The organism is Acidobacteriota bacterium (assembly GCA_030949985.1).
Lineage (GTDB): Bacteria > Acidobacteriota > Polarisedimenticolia > J045 > J045 > JALTMS01.
In genome coordinates this window covers 16,381-33,364 of sequence record JAUZRX010000119.1, presented here as the reverse complement: position 1 = coordinate 33,364, position 16,984 = coordinate 16,381, and the positions used below count along the sequence as shown (strand labels likewise).

The 16,984-nt window shown below is 69.6% G+C and carries 15 protein-coding genes; 2 read left to right on the top strand and 13 right to left on the bottom strand.

What is annotated here, in order from left to right; genetic code table 11:
• Positions 1-14 precede the first annotated feature (14 nt).
• Positions 15-2,366, bottom strand: coding sequence for a transketolase (locus Q9Q40_15310; GenBank protein ID MDQ7008588.1), 2,352 nt, complete (start codon positions 2,364-2,366; stop codon positions 15-17).
• A 298-nt stretch (positions 2,367-2,664) separates the two neighbouring features.
• Here Q9Q40_15310 and Q9Q40_15305 point away from each other — a divergent pair, with 298 nt between their 5' ends.
• Positions 2,665-4,086, top strand: coding sequence for a DUF362 domain-containing protein (locus Q9Q40_15305; protein MDQ7008587.1), 1,422 nt, complete (start codon positions 2,665-2,667; stop codon positions 4,084-4,086).
• Here the strand turns inward: Q9Q40_15305 and Q9Q40_15300 are convergent.
• Genes Q9Q40_15300 through Q9Q40_15290 form a run of 3 tightly spaced genes read right to left on the bottom strand, consistent with a single transcriptional unit; the run spans position 4,083 to position 9,735 of the window.
• Positions 4,083-6,260 (bottom strand): hypothetical protein, encoded by a 2,178-nt coding sequence (locus tag Q9Q40_15300; GenBank protein ID MDQ7008586.1) that lies wholly within the window; start codon positions 6,258-6,260, stop codon positions 4,083-4,085. The two genes, Q9Q40_15305 and Q9Q40_15300, sit on opposite strands and share 4 nt — an antisense overlap.
• Positions 6,248-7,723, bottom strand: coding sequence for a hypothetical protein (locus tag Q9Q40_15295; protein ID MDQ7008585.1), 1,476 nt, complete (start codon positions 7,721-7,723; stop codon positions 6,248-6,250). The genes Q9Q40_15300 and Q9Q40_15295 overlap by 13 nt, the downstream gene beginning before the upstream one ends.
• Positions 7,717-9,735, bottom strand: coding sequence for a serine/threonine-protein kinase (locus Q9Q40_15290; protein ID MDQ7008584.1), 2,019 nt, complete (start codon positions 9,733-9,735; stop codon positions 7,717-7,719). The genes Q9Q40_15295 and Q9Q40_15290 overlap by 7 nt, the downstream gene beginning before the upstream one ends.
• Before the next feature lie 113 nt (positions 9,736-9,848).
• Here Q9Q40_15290 and Q9Q40_15285 point away from each other — a divergent pair, with 113 nt between their 5' ends.
• A complete protein-coding gene (locus Q9Q40_15285; protein ID MDQ7008583.1) occupies positions 9,849-10,511 on the top strand; it encodes a phenylalanine--tRNA ligase beta subunit-related protein in 663 nt (220 codons plus the stop codon).
• Positions 10,512-10,597: 86 nt separating this feature from the next.
• Here the strand turns inward: Q9Q40_15285 and atpF are convergent, their stop codons facing one another.
• The 9 genes from atpF to Q9Q40_15240 form a co-directional block, all read right to left on the bottom strand.
• On the bottom strand, positions 10,598-11,155 hold the full coding sequence (atpF, locus tag Q9Q40_15280) for a F0F1 ATP synthase subunit B (protein MDQ7008582.1): 558 nt from the start codon (positions 11,153-11,155) through the stop codon (positions 10,598-10,600).
• A gap of 17 nt (positions 11,156-11,172) precedes the next feature.
• Positions 11,173-11,379 (bottom strand): ATP synthase F0 subunit C, encoded by a 207-nt coding sequence (locus Q9Q40_15275; GenBank protein MDQ7008581.1) that lies wholly within the window; start codon positions 11,377-11,379, stop codon positions 11,173-11,175.
• Between the two features lie 162 nt (positions 11,380-11,541).
• Positions 11,542-12,390, bottom strand: a complete 849-nt coding sequence (gene atpB / locus Q9Q40_15270) for a F0F1 ATP synthase subunit A (protein ID MDQ7008580.1) — start codon at positions 12,388-12,390, stop codon at positions 11,542-11,544.
• A complete protein-coding gene (locus Q9Q40_15265; GenBank protein MDQ7008579.1) occupies positions 12,387-12,707 on the bottom strand; it encodes a hypothetical protein in 321 nt (106 codons plus the stop codon). The genes atpB and Q9Q40_15265 overlap by 4 nt, the downstream gene beginning before the upstream one ends.
• Positions 12,704-12,931, bottom strand: a complete 228-nt coding sequence (locus tag Q9Q40_15260; protein ID MDQ7008578.1) for an AtpZ/AtpI family protein — start codon at positions 12,929-12,931, stop codon at positions 12,704-12,706. Before Q9Q40_15260 ends, Q9Q40_15265 begins: the two co-directional genes overlap by 4 nt.
• A gap of 129 nt (positions 12,932-13,060) precedes the next feature.
• Positions 13,061-14,659, bottom strand: coding sequence for an NADH-quinone oxidoreductase subunit M (locus Q9Q40_15255; protein ID MDQ7008577.1), 1,599 nt, complete (start codon positions 14,657-14,659; stop codon positions 13,061-13,063).
• 102 nt (positions 14,660-14,761) lie between these two features.
• On the bottom strand, positions 14,762-15,862 hold the full coding sequence (locus Q9Q40_15250) for a hypothetical protein (GenBank protein MDQ7008576.1): 1,101 nt from the start codon (positions 15,860-15,862) through the stop codon (positions 14,762-14,764).
• Positions 15,859-16,344, bottom strand: a complete 486-nt coding sequence (locus Q9Q40_15245) for a DUF192 domain-containing protein (GenBank protein MDQ7008575.1) — start codon at positions 16,342-16,344, stop codon at positions 15,859-15,861. Before Q9Q40_15245 ends, Q9Q40_15250 begins: the two co-directional genes overlap by 4 nt.
• A complete protein-coding gene (locus tag Q9Q40_15240; GenBank protein MDQ7008574.1) occupies positions 16,334-16,912 on the bottom strand; it encodes a type II secretion system protein GspG in 579 nt (192 codons plus the stop codon). Before Q9Q40_15240 ends, Q9Q40_15245 begins: the two co-directional genes overlap by 11 nt.
• Positions 16,913-16,984: the final 72 nt, after the last annotated feature.

Sequence of the window (16,984 nt, the reverse complement as noted above, 5' to 3'; positions counted from 1 at the left end):
CCGTTCCTCCGCCGTCAACCCTGGCGGGCCGCGGCGAGCGCGGAGGCGATACGGCCGAGCCGGCTGTCACGCTCCGCGACGAATCTCCCGATACCCTCGACGATGTGCTCGGTCGAAAGGTGGGCTTCGTCGATCACATCCTCCACCGATCCCCCCGTCCGCCAGCGGTCGTCCCAGTCCGCGGAGAGGGTGTACTCGAGGCAGACATCGCTGGCCATCCAGCGACGCAGGGAGTCCCGGCTGCGATTGGTGACACCCATGGCGTCGATGCGGTCCGCCTCGGAGAGCACGCTCTGCCGATAGCCCTCGTCCTGGAGGGCGAAGAGCTGCGGCGAGACCGCGGCAACGATCTTGACGTTCCAGCCCCGGCGATCGATCTCGGGCAGGGCGGCGATCAGGTTGGCCGTGGAGGTCGTCCCCTGGACGATCACCACCCCCTGGCGCGGTGCCCCGTCGCGGTAGTCCCGCATCACGTAGGCCCCCCGCGCGGCTTCGAAATGGGAGGCCAGGGAGAGGGCCTTGCGGTCGGGAATCTCCACCGGCGGACGGGTCAGGTGCAGCGCGAGGATCGGCGCCCCGGCGGCCAGGGCGGCGGCGAGCACCACGGGCACCTCGTTAGCCTCCCAGGGATGCAGATCGATCACGCTTCCCTCGGGAAAGAGCTGCGTCACCGAAGGTGCGAAAACGCCGAAGTGGGTGCGGGAATCCTCCGCCGTCTCGGGCCCGGAATGCCCCGCGACCCAGATCGCCGGTCCCACCTTGAACTCGCAGTCCTGGGCCAGTTGGGAGTACAGGCGCATGGGACCGTACTTGAGATAGCTGAACGAGCCATAGGTCGAGCAGGCGGCGCCGAAACCGTCCCACTCGCGGGTCGGGTCGTCGCTGAAGTTCACCGAGGCGATACCGACGGTCATACCCGAGTTACAGAACTCGGTGATTTCCTGGGGCAGGAGCACGCCCTCGGGATTGTCGTTCCGTTCGTAGACCCCGTAGTTTTCGGCACCGGCGAATGCCTTGGCGAAGCCGGCGATGTTGGTGGATTCCGCCAGGTCGGCCGACATGGCCAGGAAGAGGGGGCGACCGTACTCCTTGCGCGCCCATGAATTGACCCAGGCGCCCCAGAGGGCCAGCGCCTTGCGGTTGGGGACCTTCTGCCCGGGCGGGATCCAGATCTCCGGCGGGTAGCTGCGGAAATCGGTCAGGCGCCGATCCTTCCAGGGGTTGCGGCCGAGATCCAGCATCAGACCCGCGGGGCGCTGCGGGACGCTCTCGCCGATTTCCACCAGGCGATCGGCCAGGTAGCGGTAGAAGTCGGGGTCGGACTTCATCACCGACATCACCACCTGGTAGTTCGCCCGCGCCTGCTCCGTCCGGGACGCCTCGTCACCCGGAGCCGGCTCGCCAAAGCCGGCGAAGGTCACGCCGTACTTCTCCTGGAACGGACGCTTGGTCTCCCAGAACTCCGGCGAGTTCATCTTGTGGGGCGCGCCGTGGGAAGCGTAGTCGTACTTGCCGTAGCCGCGGCCCTTGCGGGTGCGCATCCAAACCGCCGCCGGGCGGCCGCCGCTGTCGGGGTCTTCCACGGCCTGCAGCAGGGCCCGGGTGACGTCGGGCCAGGCGCTGCCGTCGTCGGCCCCGTAGACCCGCCAGCCGTGGGAGCCGATCCAGTCGGAAGGCGTACCGTGGATCACCGAGGAAGCGGGCCGGGCGTCGATGCCGTAATCGTTCCAATCCACCAGGAGGAAGAGATTGTCGAGCCCCAGGCCCCAGGCCGAATTCAGGCATTCATGGGTGCCGCCGGCACTGAGCCCGCCCTCTCCATCGAGGGCGAAAACGCGCACGTCGCCGGCTCCCGCCCGTTTGAGCGCCATCGCCTGCCCCACCGCGGGCGGAAAGCCGTGCCCCGTCGGACCGGTGTTCCACTTGAAGATCAGGGTCTTGCCTTCGAATTCGGCATGTCCGGCGAGACCGCCCCGGCGCCGGAAGCCCAGCAGGTCCTCCCAGGTCAACTGCCACCGGTCGGCATGGCGCACCCGGTACTTCTCGTCGCCGGTCTCCTCCAGGCGCAGGCGCAGGGCTTCGTTCAACGTCGCCAGCACGGCGTAGACCAGGGGCACGGTATGCCCCGCCACGAGCACGAAGCGGTCGGCGAAGGGCTTGTCGGGTCGACGCAGATCCCAGCGCATCACGCCGGAGAGCAGCAGCGTGAGCAGGGCATGCACCTTCGACCGGGAGCCGCCGGGATGACCCGACTGCCGGTAGTTGAGCATCAGGTCGATCAACTGGTCGGTGATGTCGCCCGCCTTGTCCCAATGGGGGAAATCACTTTCGACACGGTGGTAAGACTTCTCCCAGGTGTGGCCCATGGTGCTCTCCTTGGACGGGGCGGCCCTTGCGGCGGCCGGACCGGCGTGGCGGGGCTGAAAACATCGCACAGCCCAGCCCCCGGGGCAAGCCGCGACGAGGCCCTTTGTGGCGATTCTTCGAGCACGACGCGCCGCGTTCCACCACCCCCCGCAGCCGGAGGGCGGACGGGGCGGCCGCCGCGCCCGGCACGCGTTTCGAAGAGGAGCCTCGGCGCGTCGCGCCGGGGAGCGAAAGGCGCTTTGGAGATCCCCGTTGCCGCCACCGGGCCGACACCGTATAGCCTGAGCGGGAGACTCGATGAGACGAACACGCATGAACCGCCGGGATTTCCTCCGCGCCGCCGTGTGGGCCGGGGCCGCCCCCCTGGTCCTGCCGACCCGCGCCTGGTCCCTGCCGGGACGGAATCGCGCCCTGCCGCGGGTCGTCCACGTCCACAACGGTATGGCGGCGCGCTGGCCCAAGACCGGCGGCATGTACCGTGACTTCGTCGACCAGCAGACCGTCTTCGTGATGCTCGACGAGGCCGTCCGTCTGCTCAAGGGCAGTGGCCTGACAGACGCCTGGCAACAGGTTTTCCCCCTCGCCGACCCCGCCACCCGGCACCTGATGATCAAGATCAACTGCAACAACTCCACCGACCCCGCCGACGGAGCGGGTAATATCATCGACGCCATCCCTGAACCCGCGGTGGCGGTGATCCGTGGTTTCGTCCGGGCCGGCGGCCTGTCCGCCAATTGCCACATCTACGACATGACGACGGGCAGCGGCGCACGGTACATCCCGCCCTGGTTCCGGGATCGAGTGCGGGCCTACTATCCCGACGTACAATTCCACGCCAGCGGCGGCGCCCTGGCCGGCGGCGACGCCTGGGACCCCCGTACCCACGTCACCTGGGATCCGGCCCACGTGAACACGCCTCCGGAAACCGAGATCAACGCCCTGGTTCTCGACGCCGACTACATCGTCGACATTCCCATCGTCAAGCGGCACAGCCAGGCCAATGCCACCCTGGGCTACAAGAACCACCTGGGCAGCATCCGCAACGCCAACGCCCTGCACCCCTGGCTCTACAACGACACACCGGAGGCCTCGGTCCTCGCCGACATCATGGGCTCGCCCGTGGTGCCGTCGGATCCGACGGTCAAGTCGATCGGCGAGAAGACCGCCCTGGTGGTCGGTGACATGCTATTGGGGCAGCCCTGCTCGAACTTCGGCCACGAACCGCGCCCCTGGCAGATTTACGGCAACGAGTGGCCCAACAGCCTGATCGTCGGAGACGACACCGTCGCCACCGACTCGGTGATGCTCGATATCCTCGAGTCGGAGCCGGCCTACGATGGTGGCTGCGGCGCCCTGCGGTCGTGGGCCCGGCGCTACCTGGTTCATGCCGAGGCCAAGGGACAGGGAGTCCACGAGAGTGTGGTCCTGCCCACGGGGCAGCGCTTCGACCCGTCCCTGATGACCTACGAACGGATCGACTACCGGCACATCGAGATGTGGCCCAGCGGCGCAGACCTCCGCTGCTCGCGACTCGAGACGGGCGAGGTCCTGCTGGAATGGGATCACTACTTTCCGGGTAACTGCGAGATCCACCGCGCCACCCTGCCGGACTTCTCGGACGCCCAGGTGATCGGAGCCTCTCCCACCGGGCAATACATCGACGCCAGACCCGGCGACCAGGCCTTCTACCGCGTCATCTATGCGGACGCGGGGCCCTAGAAGCCCCCCTGGAAGCCCCCCTGGAAGCCCGTTGTCTCTTCTGTGCGAAGAGCCGGGCTTCCGGCGGCCGGCCGCCCGCCTCCAAGAGCCCCGCTCGGCGGCGTGCTGGTGGTCTCGGAGAGGTAGGCCAGCGGCGGCCCCCGCCGTCCTCCGAATCGCGCTTCGGGCAGACCGGCCAGCCGGGCGTGAATCTCCGCGGCATATGCACCGGCGCCGAGACGGCGCAGCAAGGACTCGAGCACGGTCCACACCGTACCCCGCAGGTCGGTGGAGGGATCGATGTCCGCGGGAATCTCGGTCCGGTCGAGCAGGCGCGCCGCCGGCTCTGCCAGATCCAGGGCGGCGAGCATCATCCCCTCCTCGAGCGCCGCGAGAAAGCGCGACCGCCCTTCCGCCGCCAGGCGGCTCGCCCGGGCCATCGCCAGCCGGGCCAGCAGCAGGCCGCCGCCCAGCCGATGGGGGTTGGGCGGCTCCACCTGGGCCAGGGCCTGTCCCCGGCGCCGCACGCGCCCCTCGGCGTTTTCCACCAGGAGCTCGATCGGCTCCAACGGCGCGAAAGCCGCCACCCGTCGCTCCAGGTCTCCGACAGGATCGCGGGGATCGAGGGCCTGTCCGTTCACCTCGAGCAGAATCTCTCCGGCGGACAGGCCCTCGAGGGGACAGGCCGGGTGAACCTCGCTGATCACCGGCGGACGCCCGATCCGGCCGGCCACGTCGAAACCGACGAAGGCCGCGGGAGCCTCGACCCGTGGAGCGAGCCGTGCGGCGGCCACCCGCAGGGCTTGCTCGCCCTGGGCCAGGGGCCACGCGGCCTGCTCGAGAATGCCGGTCACCGGATCGAAGAACAGCAGCCGGCGGGTGGCCGGGATGGCCTGACGGTTCTCCTCCACCAGGACCAGCAAATCCACGTCTTCGGGCAGAAACGGCCTCGAGGAACCCGTCGGCCGCTGACGCTGGATGGCGGGGTAGAGCGGCACGGCCGACCCTCCCGGCGCCTGCGCCGCGAAGAAGGCAGCCCACTGGGCGGCGGTCGCGGCGTCCAGGACCACCCGGTTCCAGCGACCGCGGGCGGCGGCCTCTACCGCCGGCGGCCCCTCGGCGGCCAGTGCGATGGTGGGCCGGGGATGCACATCGATCACCTTCCGCTCACCGTCCCGGATCTCCACATCCTCGAACCAGCTTCGCTTGCCGGCGAGTTGCAAGGCCACCCGGTGCCGGCCGGGGCAGATCTCGTGCCGCCCGGCCTCGACCTCTCTTCCATCGAGGGAGAGCCAACCCGTCGAGCGGTTCCAGCGCAGTTCCAACTCGGCCCGCGCCGGCTGCAGCTCGATGCGGCCCAGATCCAGCGGACCGGGATCGAGCGCGTCGAGAACGATCTCCAGTCGCTGCTCGAGGCGCTGGTAGCATTCCTGCCGAAGCACCAGCAGATGCTCGCCGGGGAGCAGTTCCCGCAATTCGAACCGGCCCGTCGCCGGATCGTCCTCGACCGCCTCGGTCTGCCCCACCACCACCCCATCGAGCAGCACTTCCACGCCCGCGGGAACCGTCTCGAAACGCAGGTCCCGCGCCACTTGCCGGAGTTCCGCCTCGAGGACCTTGTGCTCGCCGGCGGCGATTTCCAACTCGCCGCTTTCCCAGGCTTCGAAGCCGTGGCGCAGCAAGCGAACCCTGTGCTTGCCGGCGGTGACCGCCAGCTTGCCGCCGGCTCCCGGACGCACGTCGACGCCATCGACCTGGTAGCCCTCGCAGGGCAAGGGCTTGCAGGAAGGTGAGAAGAAACCGACTTTCTTCTCCCGCCGGGAGCGGTACAGCTCCACGTACCTGGGCCCGACAATCTCACCGCCGACCTCGTAGGAAGGCAGGTGGTCGATCAGGCGGTCGAGAGCCTTCGCCGTTCCCTCCGCGTCGCCCAGGGTGAAACGACACTGGGCGACCAGGTCCAGGGCCATGGCCAACTGATCGCGCGATGCGGCCCGGGCCGCGACCTCCTGCGCCAGCTTCTCCGCGGTTTCCAGGTCGGCCTGCTCGAGAGCCGTGCGCGCATCGGCCAGCAGAGCCTCGGGGGCCCTCTCCCCGGGGGCCGTCTTCTCGGCGACCGACAGCGGCAGAACGCATCCCAGCAGGAACAGGACGAACAGCAGCCGCAGGCCTTCCGCCCGTCTCAGCGCAGCCATGTCAGGCTCCTCTTCCTTCCATCGGATACGAGCAGGTCCCCGGCCGGCGAGACGGCGATCTGGTCCGGTCGCACCAACGCACCCTCGCCCTCGACAGGCAGGCCGATGCGACCCTGCATGTCCCCTTCCGGTGTGAGGATCACCACCTGCTTCTGTTTTCCATCGAGCACGTAGAGATAGCCGAGCCGGTCCCCGGCCAGGGCCAGCGGCGCGCGGACCCACGATTCGAGGTCGCGGGTCTCGAGCAGAGAGCCGTCGCTGGCCACGCGGTGCAACTGGCGCCGCCGGCCGTCCAGGACCCAGGCTCCCCCGTCACCGGTGGCCACCAGGTCGAGGGGCGCGGCCTTGCCGGGCAGGGTGACGGTGGCGACCACCCCGCGGCCGGCCTCCACCCGCGCGACCCGCCGGGCGCGCGCATCCACCACCCAGGCCGCAGCCGGTCCCACGGGCGCCAGCGCCGTGATGTCCACGTTGCCTTCCAGCACCAGGTTGGCCTGGGGCATCATCACCGTCTTTCCCCCCGCCCCCCACAGGCGGCCCCAGGCGTCCAGCGCCACCGCGCGGGCGGAAGGCAGCGGGCGGCTGTCGACGTCGCCGTCCGCGCCGCGGGACCACACGACGCCCCGCCGCTCGAGGGCCGCCCACACCCGGCCCTCGGGGTCCACCACCAGGTCGGCGGCGCGCTCCGGAAGTGGCAGCGCGGGATCTCGGGGCCGGTAGAGGGACTCGCGGCGCACGAGACCGAAGGTCAGGCGATCGAGCAAGGTGGCCAGGCTCCGACCGTGACGCGCCACCTCCTCGTCTCCCGCCGCCTGGGCCCGGCCGAAGGCCGTCATCGCCGCCCCATGCAGGCCGAGTTGGAACGCGGCCCGTCCGGCCACCAGCCATGCCCGCCGGGCGGCGGGGTGATCGGGAAAACCGGCGAGCAGCCGCCAGCACAGTTCCCGCGCGCGGGCCGGGCGCCCGGCCTCGAGGTGCAGCCGCGCCGCGAGGAGCAGGGCGTCGGGGACCCACGGCGAGCCGGGATGGATCGTGGGCAGGCTGCCCGCCACGGCGATGGCGCCGCCCGGGTCGTAGAACCCCGGCTCGGGCAGCGTGCGCAGCCACGCCAGCCGGTAACCCGCCTCGGCGGCGGAGTTGGAATCCTGGAAATCGTTCCAGACCTTCTCCAGCGCCCGGCGCGCCTGCTCGAGGGCCTCCGGCCGGGACGAGCCCAGCAGGCCGGCCTCCGAAACCACCGGCCAGTCCAGCCGCGCGAGGGCCAGCAACGCGTCGTCGGTCCATTCCCCGCCCTGCCCGCCCCAGGCCAGGCGTTGGTAGATCTCCCGCGCCTGCTCCACCTGGCCGTCCCGCTCGAGGTCGCGGGCCGCCCGGAGCTGACGCTCGGGAAGAGAGCCCTGGGCCCACAACCAGGGAGCCGCCAGCAGAACCACGCCGAAGACCAGCGCTCTCGTCGCTACCATCCGCCTCTCCCCTTGCCGGCACGAACCACCGCCACGGCCCCGGCCCGCACCTGGACCCGCTCACGGAAGAGCGCTCCACTGACGGGGTGGAGCACTTCCACCTCGTACTCCCCGGCCACGGCCTTGTGCTCGCCGGTGGGCGTCCGGCCGATTTCCCGCTGCAGGCCGGCAGCGGGGACACGCACCGTGACCCTGGCACCGGGAGGCACCGAAATCACCGACAGGCGACCCAGGGCCGGGTAGGCCACGGGGAGCGCCACCTGCTGGCCGGGCTCGAGATCCACGTCGAATTCACTGCGGTAGAACACGTCTTCGGCCACCAGCGCCAGGCGGTGCCGCCCGGGGCGCAGCCGGAGTTTCCGGCCCGCGTACCCGAGCCGGCCGCCCCGCCGGGCATCGATCACCTGCACCCTGTAGTGGGGGCTCGCCGTAACCTGCAGGAAGGCGTCCTCGATCCGCGGCATCTTCAGCGAAGCCAGGCGCTCTTCCCAGGCCGCCGGCTCCTCGTCCGCGGTCAGTTCCACTTCCAACTCCGGGCGTCCCGCCACCCGTAAAGAGAGACTGTGCTGCCGGCAGAGTTCCAGTTCCACCACGAGGGGCGTTCGCCCGGCGATGCGCTGGCCGTCGACTTTGACGGCGGCCCGCGCGGGCGAGGAAACCACCTTGAAACTCCGGCGCCGCGGCCGGGTCTCGATCACCAGGGGAGACGTCGCCGTCGCCGGGTCGAGTTCGACGCGTCCTTCCCGGCAGGCGTCACCGGCCTCCAGGGAAAACGGCCCCTCGAGATCACCGGGGATGTGCAACCGGCGATCCTCGTCCACCACCACCCGCGGGTCCGAAGGCACCACCTCGAGTCCCCGCGGCTGGGTCAGCACCGCGATGACCTTTTCGGGGGGAGTCAGGCGGATGCCGTCTCCGATCACGCCCAGCCTGGCCGACAGCCAGTCCTCCACCGGCCGGCGGCGCTCACCCAGCGGATCGACCCCCGACCACAGGGGCATCGTCCAGGCCGCGGCCGCGACCACCAGCAACAGCCCGACACCGAGCCCGGTCCGTCGGCGGCCGCCCCGAGGGGGCCTGGCAGCCAGTCCCTCCGCACCGGAGCCGCTCCTGCCGGTGGTCGGAGCCCCCGCCCGCGCCGGGGGCGGAATGCGCAGGGACGCCGGCAGGCCCCCCATCTCCGCCAACACCTCCCGCAACTCCCGGGCCACCTCGTTGCCGGTGGCGGGCCGGCGGCCGGGATCCTTCTCGAGGCAACGGGCGAGCAAGTCCCCCAGGCGCGGTGGCAGATCCTCGCGCAACTCGGCGAGAGGCGTAGGAGGATCGTTGACGATGCGGTAGAGCACCGTGGAAACGGTGTCGCCTCCGAAGGGACGCCGACCGGTGAGCAACTCGAATAGGCACACCGCCAGCGAGAAGAGATCCGAGCGCGTGTCCAGCGCCGCCCCGGAGACCTGTTCGGGCGACATGTAGTTGGGAGTCCCGAGCAGGGTGTCGGCGGAAGTCAGCGCGGTGCGGATGTCCTTGGCCAGGCCGAAGTCAGCCACCTTCAGCGAGCCATCCTGCATCAGCACCAGGTTGGCGGGCTTGATGTCCCGGTGCACGATTCCGGCCCGATGGGCCTCGTCCAGGGCCAGGGCGGCCTGGATACCCACTTCCACCACCTTGGCCGCGGGCAGCCGGTGGCCGTCGGCCACGTGGCGATCGAGGGAGACGCCCTCGAGGTACTCCATCGCCATGTAGGGCTGACCGTCATGCTCACCCACGTCGTAGATCGTCACGATGTTGGGGTGGCTCAGGGCGGCCGCCGCGCGGGCCTCCCGCAGAAAACGCGCCCGGGATTCCTCCTGCTCCGCCGGGGGCAGCGCTTCGAGACCGGAGAGGGTCTTGACGGCCACGCGCCTGGTTAGGGCGGGATCCTCGGCCAGGTACACCTCCCCCACCGCTCCCCGGCCGAGAAGCCGGACCACGCGGTAGCGGCCAAAGGTGCGGGGTCGGGAAGGAGAATTCATCCGTGCACAGGCAGTCCCAGGCGCCGTATTCTGGTCGAAATATCGTGGGCGGAGGAAGCGTAGGCCCACGCCCCCGAGGTGTCAACGCAGCCAAGTGCCTGCCGGGAGTGACGATGGTCATCGACACGGTGAGCCTGGACCGGGAAGTGCAGGGCATCCTCAAGCTCGGCCTGGTGGCCGTGACTTTCGACACGGCACCGTCTCCCGCCGCCATCACCCCCCTGCTCGACGAAGCCGTGGCCCGCCTGCGCCGGGCCGAAAACGGTCGAAGCGCCGGCCGGATACCGCGCCTCGGCCCGGCCCGGCGGCTCTACCGCGCCTTCGGCCTGGACCCCACCCGCCGACGACCGAGCCCCGAAGCGCTGATACGGCGCCTGCTCAAGGGCCAGGCCTTTCCCCGCATTCACCCCGCCGTGGACCTGGCCAACTGCTGGGCCATCGAATCGGGGCTGCCGGTGGGACTCTACGACACGGCCCACGTCCGTGGCGCGGTCAGGGCCCGCCGGGGCAGAGACGGCGAGAGCTACACGGGAATCCGCCGGGGCGAGATCCACCTCGACGGTCGGCCGGTGCTGGCCGATGCCGAAGGCCCCTTCGGCAACCCCAGCGCCGATTCCCTGAGAACCTCGGTGGGAGAGACGTCCCGCGACCTGCTCTACGTGCTTTTCGCACCGGAAGTGGTACCCGGCGCGGATCTCGAGGGTTGGATCCGCTGGCTCGATACCCGCGCCGCCGAACGGCTCGGCGCCCGGACGGTCACGCGTATCGTGGACTGAGGCGCCGCGCCGTGCGGACGGAAACACGAAGCGGGCGGCGGAGATCCCCGGGGATACCCGCCGCCCCTCCCGCCGGAAGTCCGCGGTCAGGCTGAAGGCCTTCCCGCGTCCCCTTCCAACTCGCCGATGAAGCTCTCCGCCAGGCGACGATGCTCCGCGTCGCCCATCGAGCGGGAGAGCACCTTGCCCGCCACCTCGAGGGCCAGGTCCGCCACGGTGCCGCGGATCTGGGCCAGGGCGGCCCGGGTCTCCTGTTCGATCTGCTCGCGCCCGCGGGCGAGGATCTTCTCGTACTCGGCGCGGGCCTCGTCGAGAATTCTCTGCCGTTCGCGCTTGGCGTCGGCCTGGGCCGTGGCGAGCATCTCGGCGGTTTCCCGCCGGGTCTTGTCGAGCAGGGCCTTGTGCTCGGCCAGCAACGCCGTGGCCTGCTCGCGCTCCGACCGCGCCTCGTCGATGGCGCCGCGGATGGCGTGGTCCCGATCGTCGAGCTTTTCGATCAGCATCCCCCAGCCCCAGCGCCAGAGCACCACGAGCAGCAGGAGGAAGATGATCAGCGACCAGATCGCCAGGCCGGGCTCGGGCTTGAGCAGAGGATTGCCCCCGCCGTGGCCGGCGGCCGCGAGGAGGACTCCGATCTGCGGCATGGCAGCCACCGATCCGCTCAGCCGACGAAGACGATCAGGATGCAGACCACCAGGCCGATGATCGCCACGCCCTCGAGCAGGAAGAGCGGCAGGTTGACCGCACCCGTGATGGCCGAAGCCGCGGAGGGCTGACGGGCGATGCTCTCCGCCGCCGCCGCGGCGAACCGGCCGATGCCCAGACCGGCGCCGATGGCCACCAGGCCGGCACCCAGGCCGGCGCCCATCTTGCCGATCGGCCAGGCCGTGCCACCGCCGCCATGATCGGCTCCCTGGGCCAGGACGAGAGTTCCGGGAGCGAGGAAGAGAAGCAGAATCAGCGCCAGTCCCGTGTACTTGAAGAACTTTTTCATGACTACCTGGTCCTCCGGTGGTCCCGCCAGCCTCTGTCAGTGCTGGGGGTGAATTGCCATACCGATGAAAACTCCACTGAGCAAAGCAAACACGTACGCCTGCACGAAGCAGACGATGATTTCGAGCATCAGAATACCGACCGAGAGCAGCACCACGGGGATTCCCACGGCCCAACTCTTGAGAATGAAGATCATCGCCATCAGCGCCAGCAGGCCCATATGCCCGGCGGTCATGTTGGCCGCCAGTCGCATGGTCAGGGCGAAGGGCTTGACGAAGGTCGAGAGGATCTCGATCGGCAGCAGCAGGAACCAGCGCACGATGAACGGCACGCCCCCGGGGGCCAGGTGCGAGAAATGACCGACCACCCCGTGCTTCATCACCCCGAAGACGATGATGGCGAAGAAGGTCACCGTGGCCAGGGCCATCGTCACCCAGACGTTGCCCGTCGCCGTCGCCGCTCCCTGAACGATCTGGGGGGGAGTCTTGCCCATCAGGTGGAACACCAGGGTGGTCACTTCACCGATGGGCACCAGGCCGAGCAAATTGCAGGTCAGGATGAAGAAGAAGAAGTTCAACAGCAGCGGGGCCACCTTCTTGGCCCACTTCTCGCCCGAGAACTTGATCGCCACGTCCCGGTAGAAATGCTCGACGAAGGGGTCGAGCATCTGGGCCCAGCGCGACCGGGGCACACCCGACTCGTCGTAGCCCGCCACGGCCCGCCGGACGCCGATCAACACCAGCACCGAAGCGATGGCCATCATCACCACGGCCTTGGTCAGCATCGCCGGCCAGGAGCCGTAGCCGTAGTCCGCCACGTGGTGGAGGATCACGCCGGCGGCATCGAAGGTTTCCTCGGCGGCCGTCATGGCCAGCATGCCGATCATCGCTGCCCGTCTCCCGCATCCCGCCCGTCTGCCGCACGGGAACGCATTTCCTTGCCGATCCGCACGGTCTCCCATGCGGAAGGTACCAGCCAGCCCACCAAGGCCCCCACGGTCGTGGCCTCGGGACTGCGCCCCAGCAGGCCGACACTCACGCCGACCACGGTCAGCACCACCACGGTCCGCCCCAGCAGCCGCCTGGCCCGGCCTCCCATGTGAGCCTCGAAGGGCCCGCAGGGTACCGGCGCGACCCGCGCCACCAGCAGACAGCCGAAGCCGCTTGCGGCGGCCGCTGCCAGAGCATCGGCGAGAACGCTCACGGATCCTCCCCGTCGTCGCCTCGCCTGCTGCTGCGGAAAGCGACCCGTGCCACCTCCGCCATTCCTACCACAAGCCCCAGCAGCACACCCAGCAGCAGAAACACGGGCTCGCTCTGGAACCTGCGATCCAACCACCAGCCGAGGGCCAGCCCGGCCAGCAACCCTCCGGTCAGCGCCCAAGCCGCTCCCATGAAGGGCACCGCCTGCCGCCAAATCCGGGCCATCTCGCCGAGAAATCCCTCCGGCCGCTCGGCGTGGCGGGGAATCCTAGCAGATTCCCTTTCCCGGTCAAACCTCCTCCCGCCCTCATCGGCAACCACCGGCTCCACCTCCGACGGCGGCCGCCATCGGCCCTATTCGCTTTCGGTGACGACCTCCGCCACCTTTTCCGGCGGCAGGGTCACCTCGGCGCCGGCGGCGCGCAGAACAGGGTAGACCTGGGTTTCGACCAGGCGCTCGATGGGGGCCTCCATGATGCGGAAGATCGGCTTAGGATAGAGGCCGATCCAGACCGCCAGAACCACCAGCGGAATCAGCGTCCACTTCTCTCGCCAGGAAAGGTCGGCCAGTCCCTCGTTCTTCGGATTGGTCACCGCCCCGAACATGGTCTTCTGGTAGAGCCAGAGCAGGTACACCGCTCCCACGATGATGCTGGTGGCCGCCACCACGGTCCACCAGAAAGGCGGCAGACCGAAGAAGGAGTAGGCCCCGCCGCCGACCTGGGCCAGGCCGACGAGAATCGTCAACTCACCGACGAAACCATTGAGCAGCGGCAGACCGGCCGAGGAAAGCATGGCGATCATGAAGAAGACGGCGAAAACCGGCATGGTCCGCGCCAGCCCACCGTACTCCGAAAGCAAGCGCGTGTGCCGCCGTTCGTAGATGATGCCGATGATGAGGAAGAGCAGGCCGGTCGAGATCCCGTGGTTGAGCATCTGCAGCACGCCGCCCTTGATCCCCGTCAGGTTGAGAGCGAACAGGCCGATCATGGTGATGCCCAGGTGGCTGACCGAGGAATAGGCCACCAGCTTCTTCCAGTCCTTCTGCACCAGCGCCACCATGGCGCCGTAGATGATGCCCACCACGCAGAGGGTCAAAAGCCACCAGAGGTTGTCGGCGGTCTGCTTGGGGAAGATCGGCAGGGCGAAGCGGTAGAAGCCATAGGTCCCCATCTTCAGCAGCACGCCGGCCAGGATCACCGAACCCGCCGTGGGAGCCTCCACGTGGGCGTCGGGCAGCCAGGTGTGGAAAGGGAACATGGGCACCTTGATCGCGAACCCCAGGAAGAAGGCCAGGAAGACCCAGGTGGCCGCGGGCCACACGGCGGTGGCCGGGCCCAGGGTGTGGAGCTGCACCACGTCGAAGGTCCGCTCGGCCAGGTGCTCACCCGAGAACAGGTAGAGGGCGATGATGCCCACCAGCATCAAGGCCGAGCCGAAGAGGGTGTAGAGGAAGAATTTCATCGCCGCGTAGAGCTTCCGCGCGCCGCCCCAGATACCGATGATGAAGTACATCGGGATCAGCATCACTTCCCAGAAGATGTAGAAGAGGAAGAGATCGAGGGAGCAGAACACCCCCAGCATGCCCACCTGGAGCATGAGGAAGAAAGCGTAGTACTCCTTGACGCGATCCTGGATCGCAGTCCAGGAGCTGAGCATGCAAATGAAGCCCAGCAGGGTCGTCAGCACCACCAGCAGCAGCGCGACGCCGTCGACACCCAGCTTGTACTGCACGCCCAGCGAAGGAATCCAGGAGTAGGCCTCGACAAACTGGAATCCCCCATCGGTGGGGTCGTATTTCAGCAGGGGAAACAGGGAAATCAGGAAGTCCGCCAGGGCCGTCCAGGTCGCGATGTGCATCGCCGCCCGGGGATTTTTCCGGGGCACGAAAAAGATGATGACCAGGGCCGCCACAAGGGGCAGGAAAGTGATGATGGACAGGATGTTGTTCATCTGAGTTCCTGGGTCGAAGGGCACAGCCGAGAGGGAAAAGAGGCTTCGGCCATCGAGCCTCCCTAAAGGGCCGGTAAGCCTAGCCCAGGGGCGGCCGGATGGTCAAGGAGATCCGGCACCTTCCCGGCCCGGCAGCACGGCGGTCAGCAAGGCCTCGTCCAACCGACAGGCGAGAGACCTCCCCTCGAGCAGCCGGCAGGCGCGCTCGGCGGCCGAGGTCGAGGAGAAGAGCAGCTCGAGCCGAACGCCGTCCGGCCCCGCCGGCAGGAGGTTCTGATCGAGCAGGTTGGCGGCCCATCCCGGGGAGGGTTCGCCCCAGGCCAGGACTTCGGCCACCCGGGGACCGGGACGGCAGCCGCCGTCGGAGCGGGGCGCCGGCACCCTCTCGAGGGGGTGCAGGAGCTGCTCGGGACGGACGATCGGCCGTTCGACGGCCGCCATCAGAGCCGGCAGTCTCCCCTTGAGGTAATGGAAGACGGCCCAGCGCAGACCATCGCGGGTCAAGGTCTCGATCACCGCCCTCTGGGCGGCGTCCTCGGCCAGTTCCAGCGCCGCGCTCCGGGGCCAGAGCCCCGAGCGGTCCCGATCGGTGCCCAGCAGGGCCGAGCCCAGTTCCGCCGGATCCAGGCCGGCGCCCCGCAGCATCACCAGCATGCCGGCCAGCCGCGCCACGCCCTCGAGCCGGGCCACCCGGGCCATGCGCAGCAGGGGGTCCGCCGGCGCCGGGCCGAGGTGGCGGGCCGCCACCAGGCGGGCCCACTCGCCGGTCAGGGCCACCTCGAAGGGAAGCACACCGCTGGCGGAGAGCAATTCGAGATCGGCCCGGGTCTGGACGCCGAGGCGCCGGGGCACCAGCAGTTCGTCCCGCTCGAGGTCCGCCACCGGCCGATCCTCGCCGATCAACGCGTCCCAGCGGGCGGGGTCGGGCGGTGCGGTCCCCAGTCGCTCCAGCACCTCCGCGCAGCGGGGACCGGTCAGTGGGAAAAAGGCCTCGGCAAGCTGGCGCCGGGCCGCGGCGCGACGCTCGCCGAGGGAGGCCGCACGCACCCGGACCCGGGCGCCGTCGAAGGGCGGGCCGAGCCGGGCGCCGATCCCCTGGGCCAGGTCCGCCGGACGAGAGAGCACCACCCCGGGAGAAGACGCCTGCCCTCCTGCGGCCGGGAACACCACCAACGCCGCCGCCAGCGCCCAGGAGCGCCTCACGGATCCGTCCCCTGCTCGAAGGGCGTGACGAGCACCCGCGCCCCGGGCACCAGGCCGTAGCCCTCGGCCTGATCGGCGCCGACTTCGATCACGTAGCGGGCCGGCGCCGACGGCGCCCAACTCGGGCAGGGCTCCCGGCCGCAGGGCGGCAACGCCCGTTCCACGTGAACGACCCGGTGATCCGCCGAGAGCCAGACGATGTCGAGGGGAATCTTGCAGTTCTTCATCCAGAAAGGATGGCGGCCCTGCCGCTCGAAGACGAAGTACATCCCGCCTCCCGGCGGCACCTCCTCGCGACCCATCATGCCCTGGGCCCGCTCGGCGGGAGTCTGCCGGACCTCGAGCACGAGCACCGCCCCCGAGGGCGTCGCCACCCGCACCCAGGCGGGCGCAGCCGCCCGGGACGGGGAAGCGGTGGGCCCGCAGCCCGCCGCCAGCGCCACCATCAGCGCCAGGCCGAAGGCCGCGGCTTCAGTGGACACTTTCCCCGGCTCCCCGCATCGCGTCGCCGTCCGCTTCCGCACCGGCGTCGGGTGGAACGACCTGGCCGGTGTCGATCACCAGGTCGGTTCCCAGCCCCCGGCCGCCGGGCAGCCCGTCTTCACCGTAGCAGAAGACCTGGTAGCCTTTCTCCGTGCGGCGGTAGGCGACCTCGAAACCCCAGGGATCGATGACCGGCCCTTCGAGGTACTGGCCGAAGAGTTCCTCCAGCCGCTCGGGATAGCGCCCCCTCTCCAGGCGGAAACTCTCGGCCGCAAAACCGACCTTGCGCACCGCGTCCCAGGCCAGCAGCGCCGGCCCCCGCACCTCTGCGCTGCGCAGGCTGCGCACCCATTCCAGTTCCTTGCGCGCCTTGTCGGCCGCGGCGGTCTCCGGCCAGCGGGAGATGATCGCCTCGAGCCGCCGCGCGATCTCCTCGAGACTCTGCTCTTCCTCGGCGGCGACGACCTCGTCGAAGGATTTCCGGGCGGCCTGCTCCTCCGAACAGCCACCCAGCATTGCAGACGCCACAATGAGACCGGCGACCAGCAACCGGCATCCTGGGCTCATCGGCCTCCTCCTCGGCATCGTCCACCTCTCCCGCGGATTATGCACGATCCCCCGGGGGGGGTCTTTCGAGTT

Coding starts and splice junctions, on each gene's coding strand:
- Q9Q40_15310 (MDQ7008588.1), bottom strand. CDS start 2,366: ATGGGCCACACCTGGGAGAAGTCTTACCACCGTGTCGAAAGTGATTTC.
- Q9Q40_15305 (MDQ7008587.1), top strand. CDS start 2,665: ATGAGACGAACACGCATGAACCGCCGGGATTTCCTCCGCGCCGCCGTG.
- Q9Q40_15300 (MDQ7008586.1), bottom strand. CDS start 6,260: ATGGCTGCGCTGAGACGGGCGGAAGGCCTGCGGCTGCTGTTCGTCCTG.
- Q9Q40_15295 (MDQ7008585.1), bottom strand. CDS start 7,723: ATGGTAGCGACGAGAGCGCTGGTCTTCGGCGTGGTTCTGCTGGCGGCT.
- Q9Q40_15290 (MDQ7008584.1), bottom strand. CDS start 9,735: ATGAATTCTCCTTCCCGACCCCGCACCTTTGGCCGCTACCGCGTGGTC.
- Q9Q40_15285 (MDQ7008583.1), top strand. CDS start 9,849: ATGGTCATCGACACGGTGAGCCTGGACCGGGAAGTGCAGGGCATCCTC.
- atpF (MDQ7008582.1), bottom strand. CDS start 11,155: ATGCCGCAGATCGGAGTCCTCCTCGCGGCCGCCGGCCACGGCGGGGGC.
- Q9Q40_15275 (MDQ7008581.1), bottom strand. CDS start 11,379: ATGGGCGCCGGCCTGGGTGCCGGCCTGGTGGCCATCGGCGCCGGTCTG.
- atpB (MDQ7008580.1), bottom strand. CDS start 12,390: ATGATCGGCATGCTGGCCATGACGGCCGCCGAGGAAACCTTCGATGCC.
- Q9Q40_15260 (MDQ7008578.1), bottom strand. CDS start 12,931: ATGGCCCGGATTTGGCGGCAGGCGGTGCCCTTCATGGGAGCGGCTTGG.
- Q9Q40_15255 (MDQ7008577.1), bottom strand. CDS start 14,659: ATGAACAACATCCTGTCCATCATCACTTTCCTGCCCCTTGTGGCGGCC.
- Q9Q40_15240 (MDQ7008574.1), bottom strand. CDS start 16,912: ATGAGCCCAGGATGCCGGTTGCTGGTCGCCGGTCTCATTGTGGCGTCT.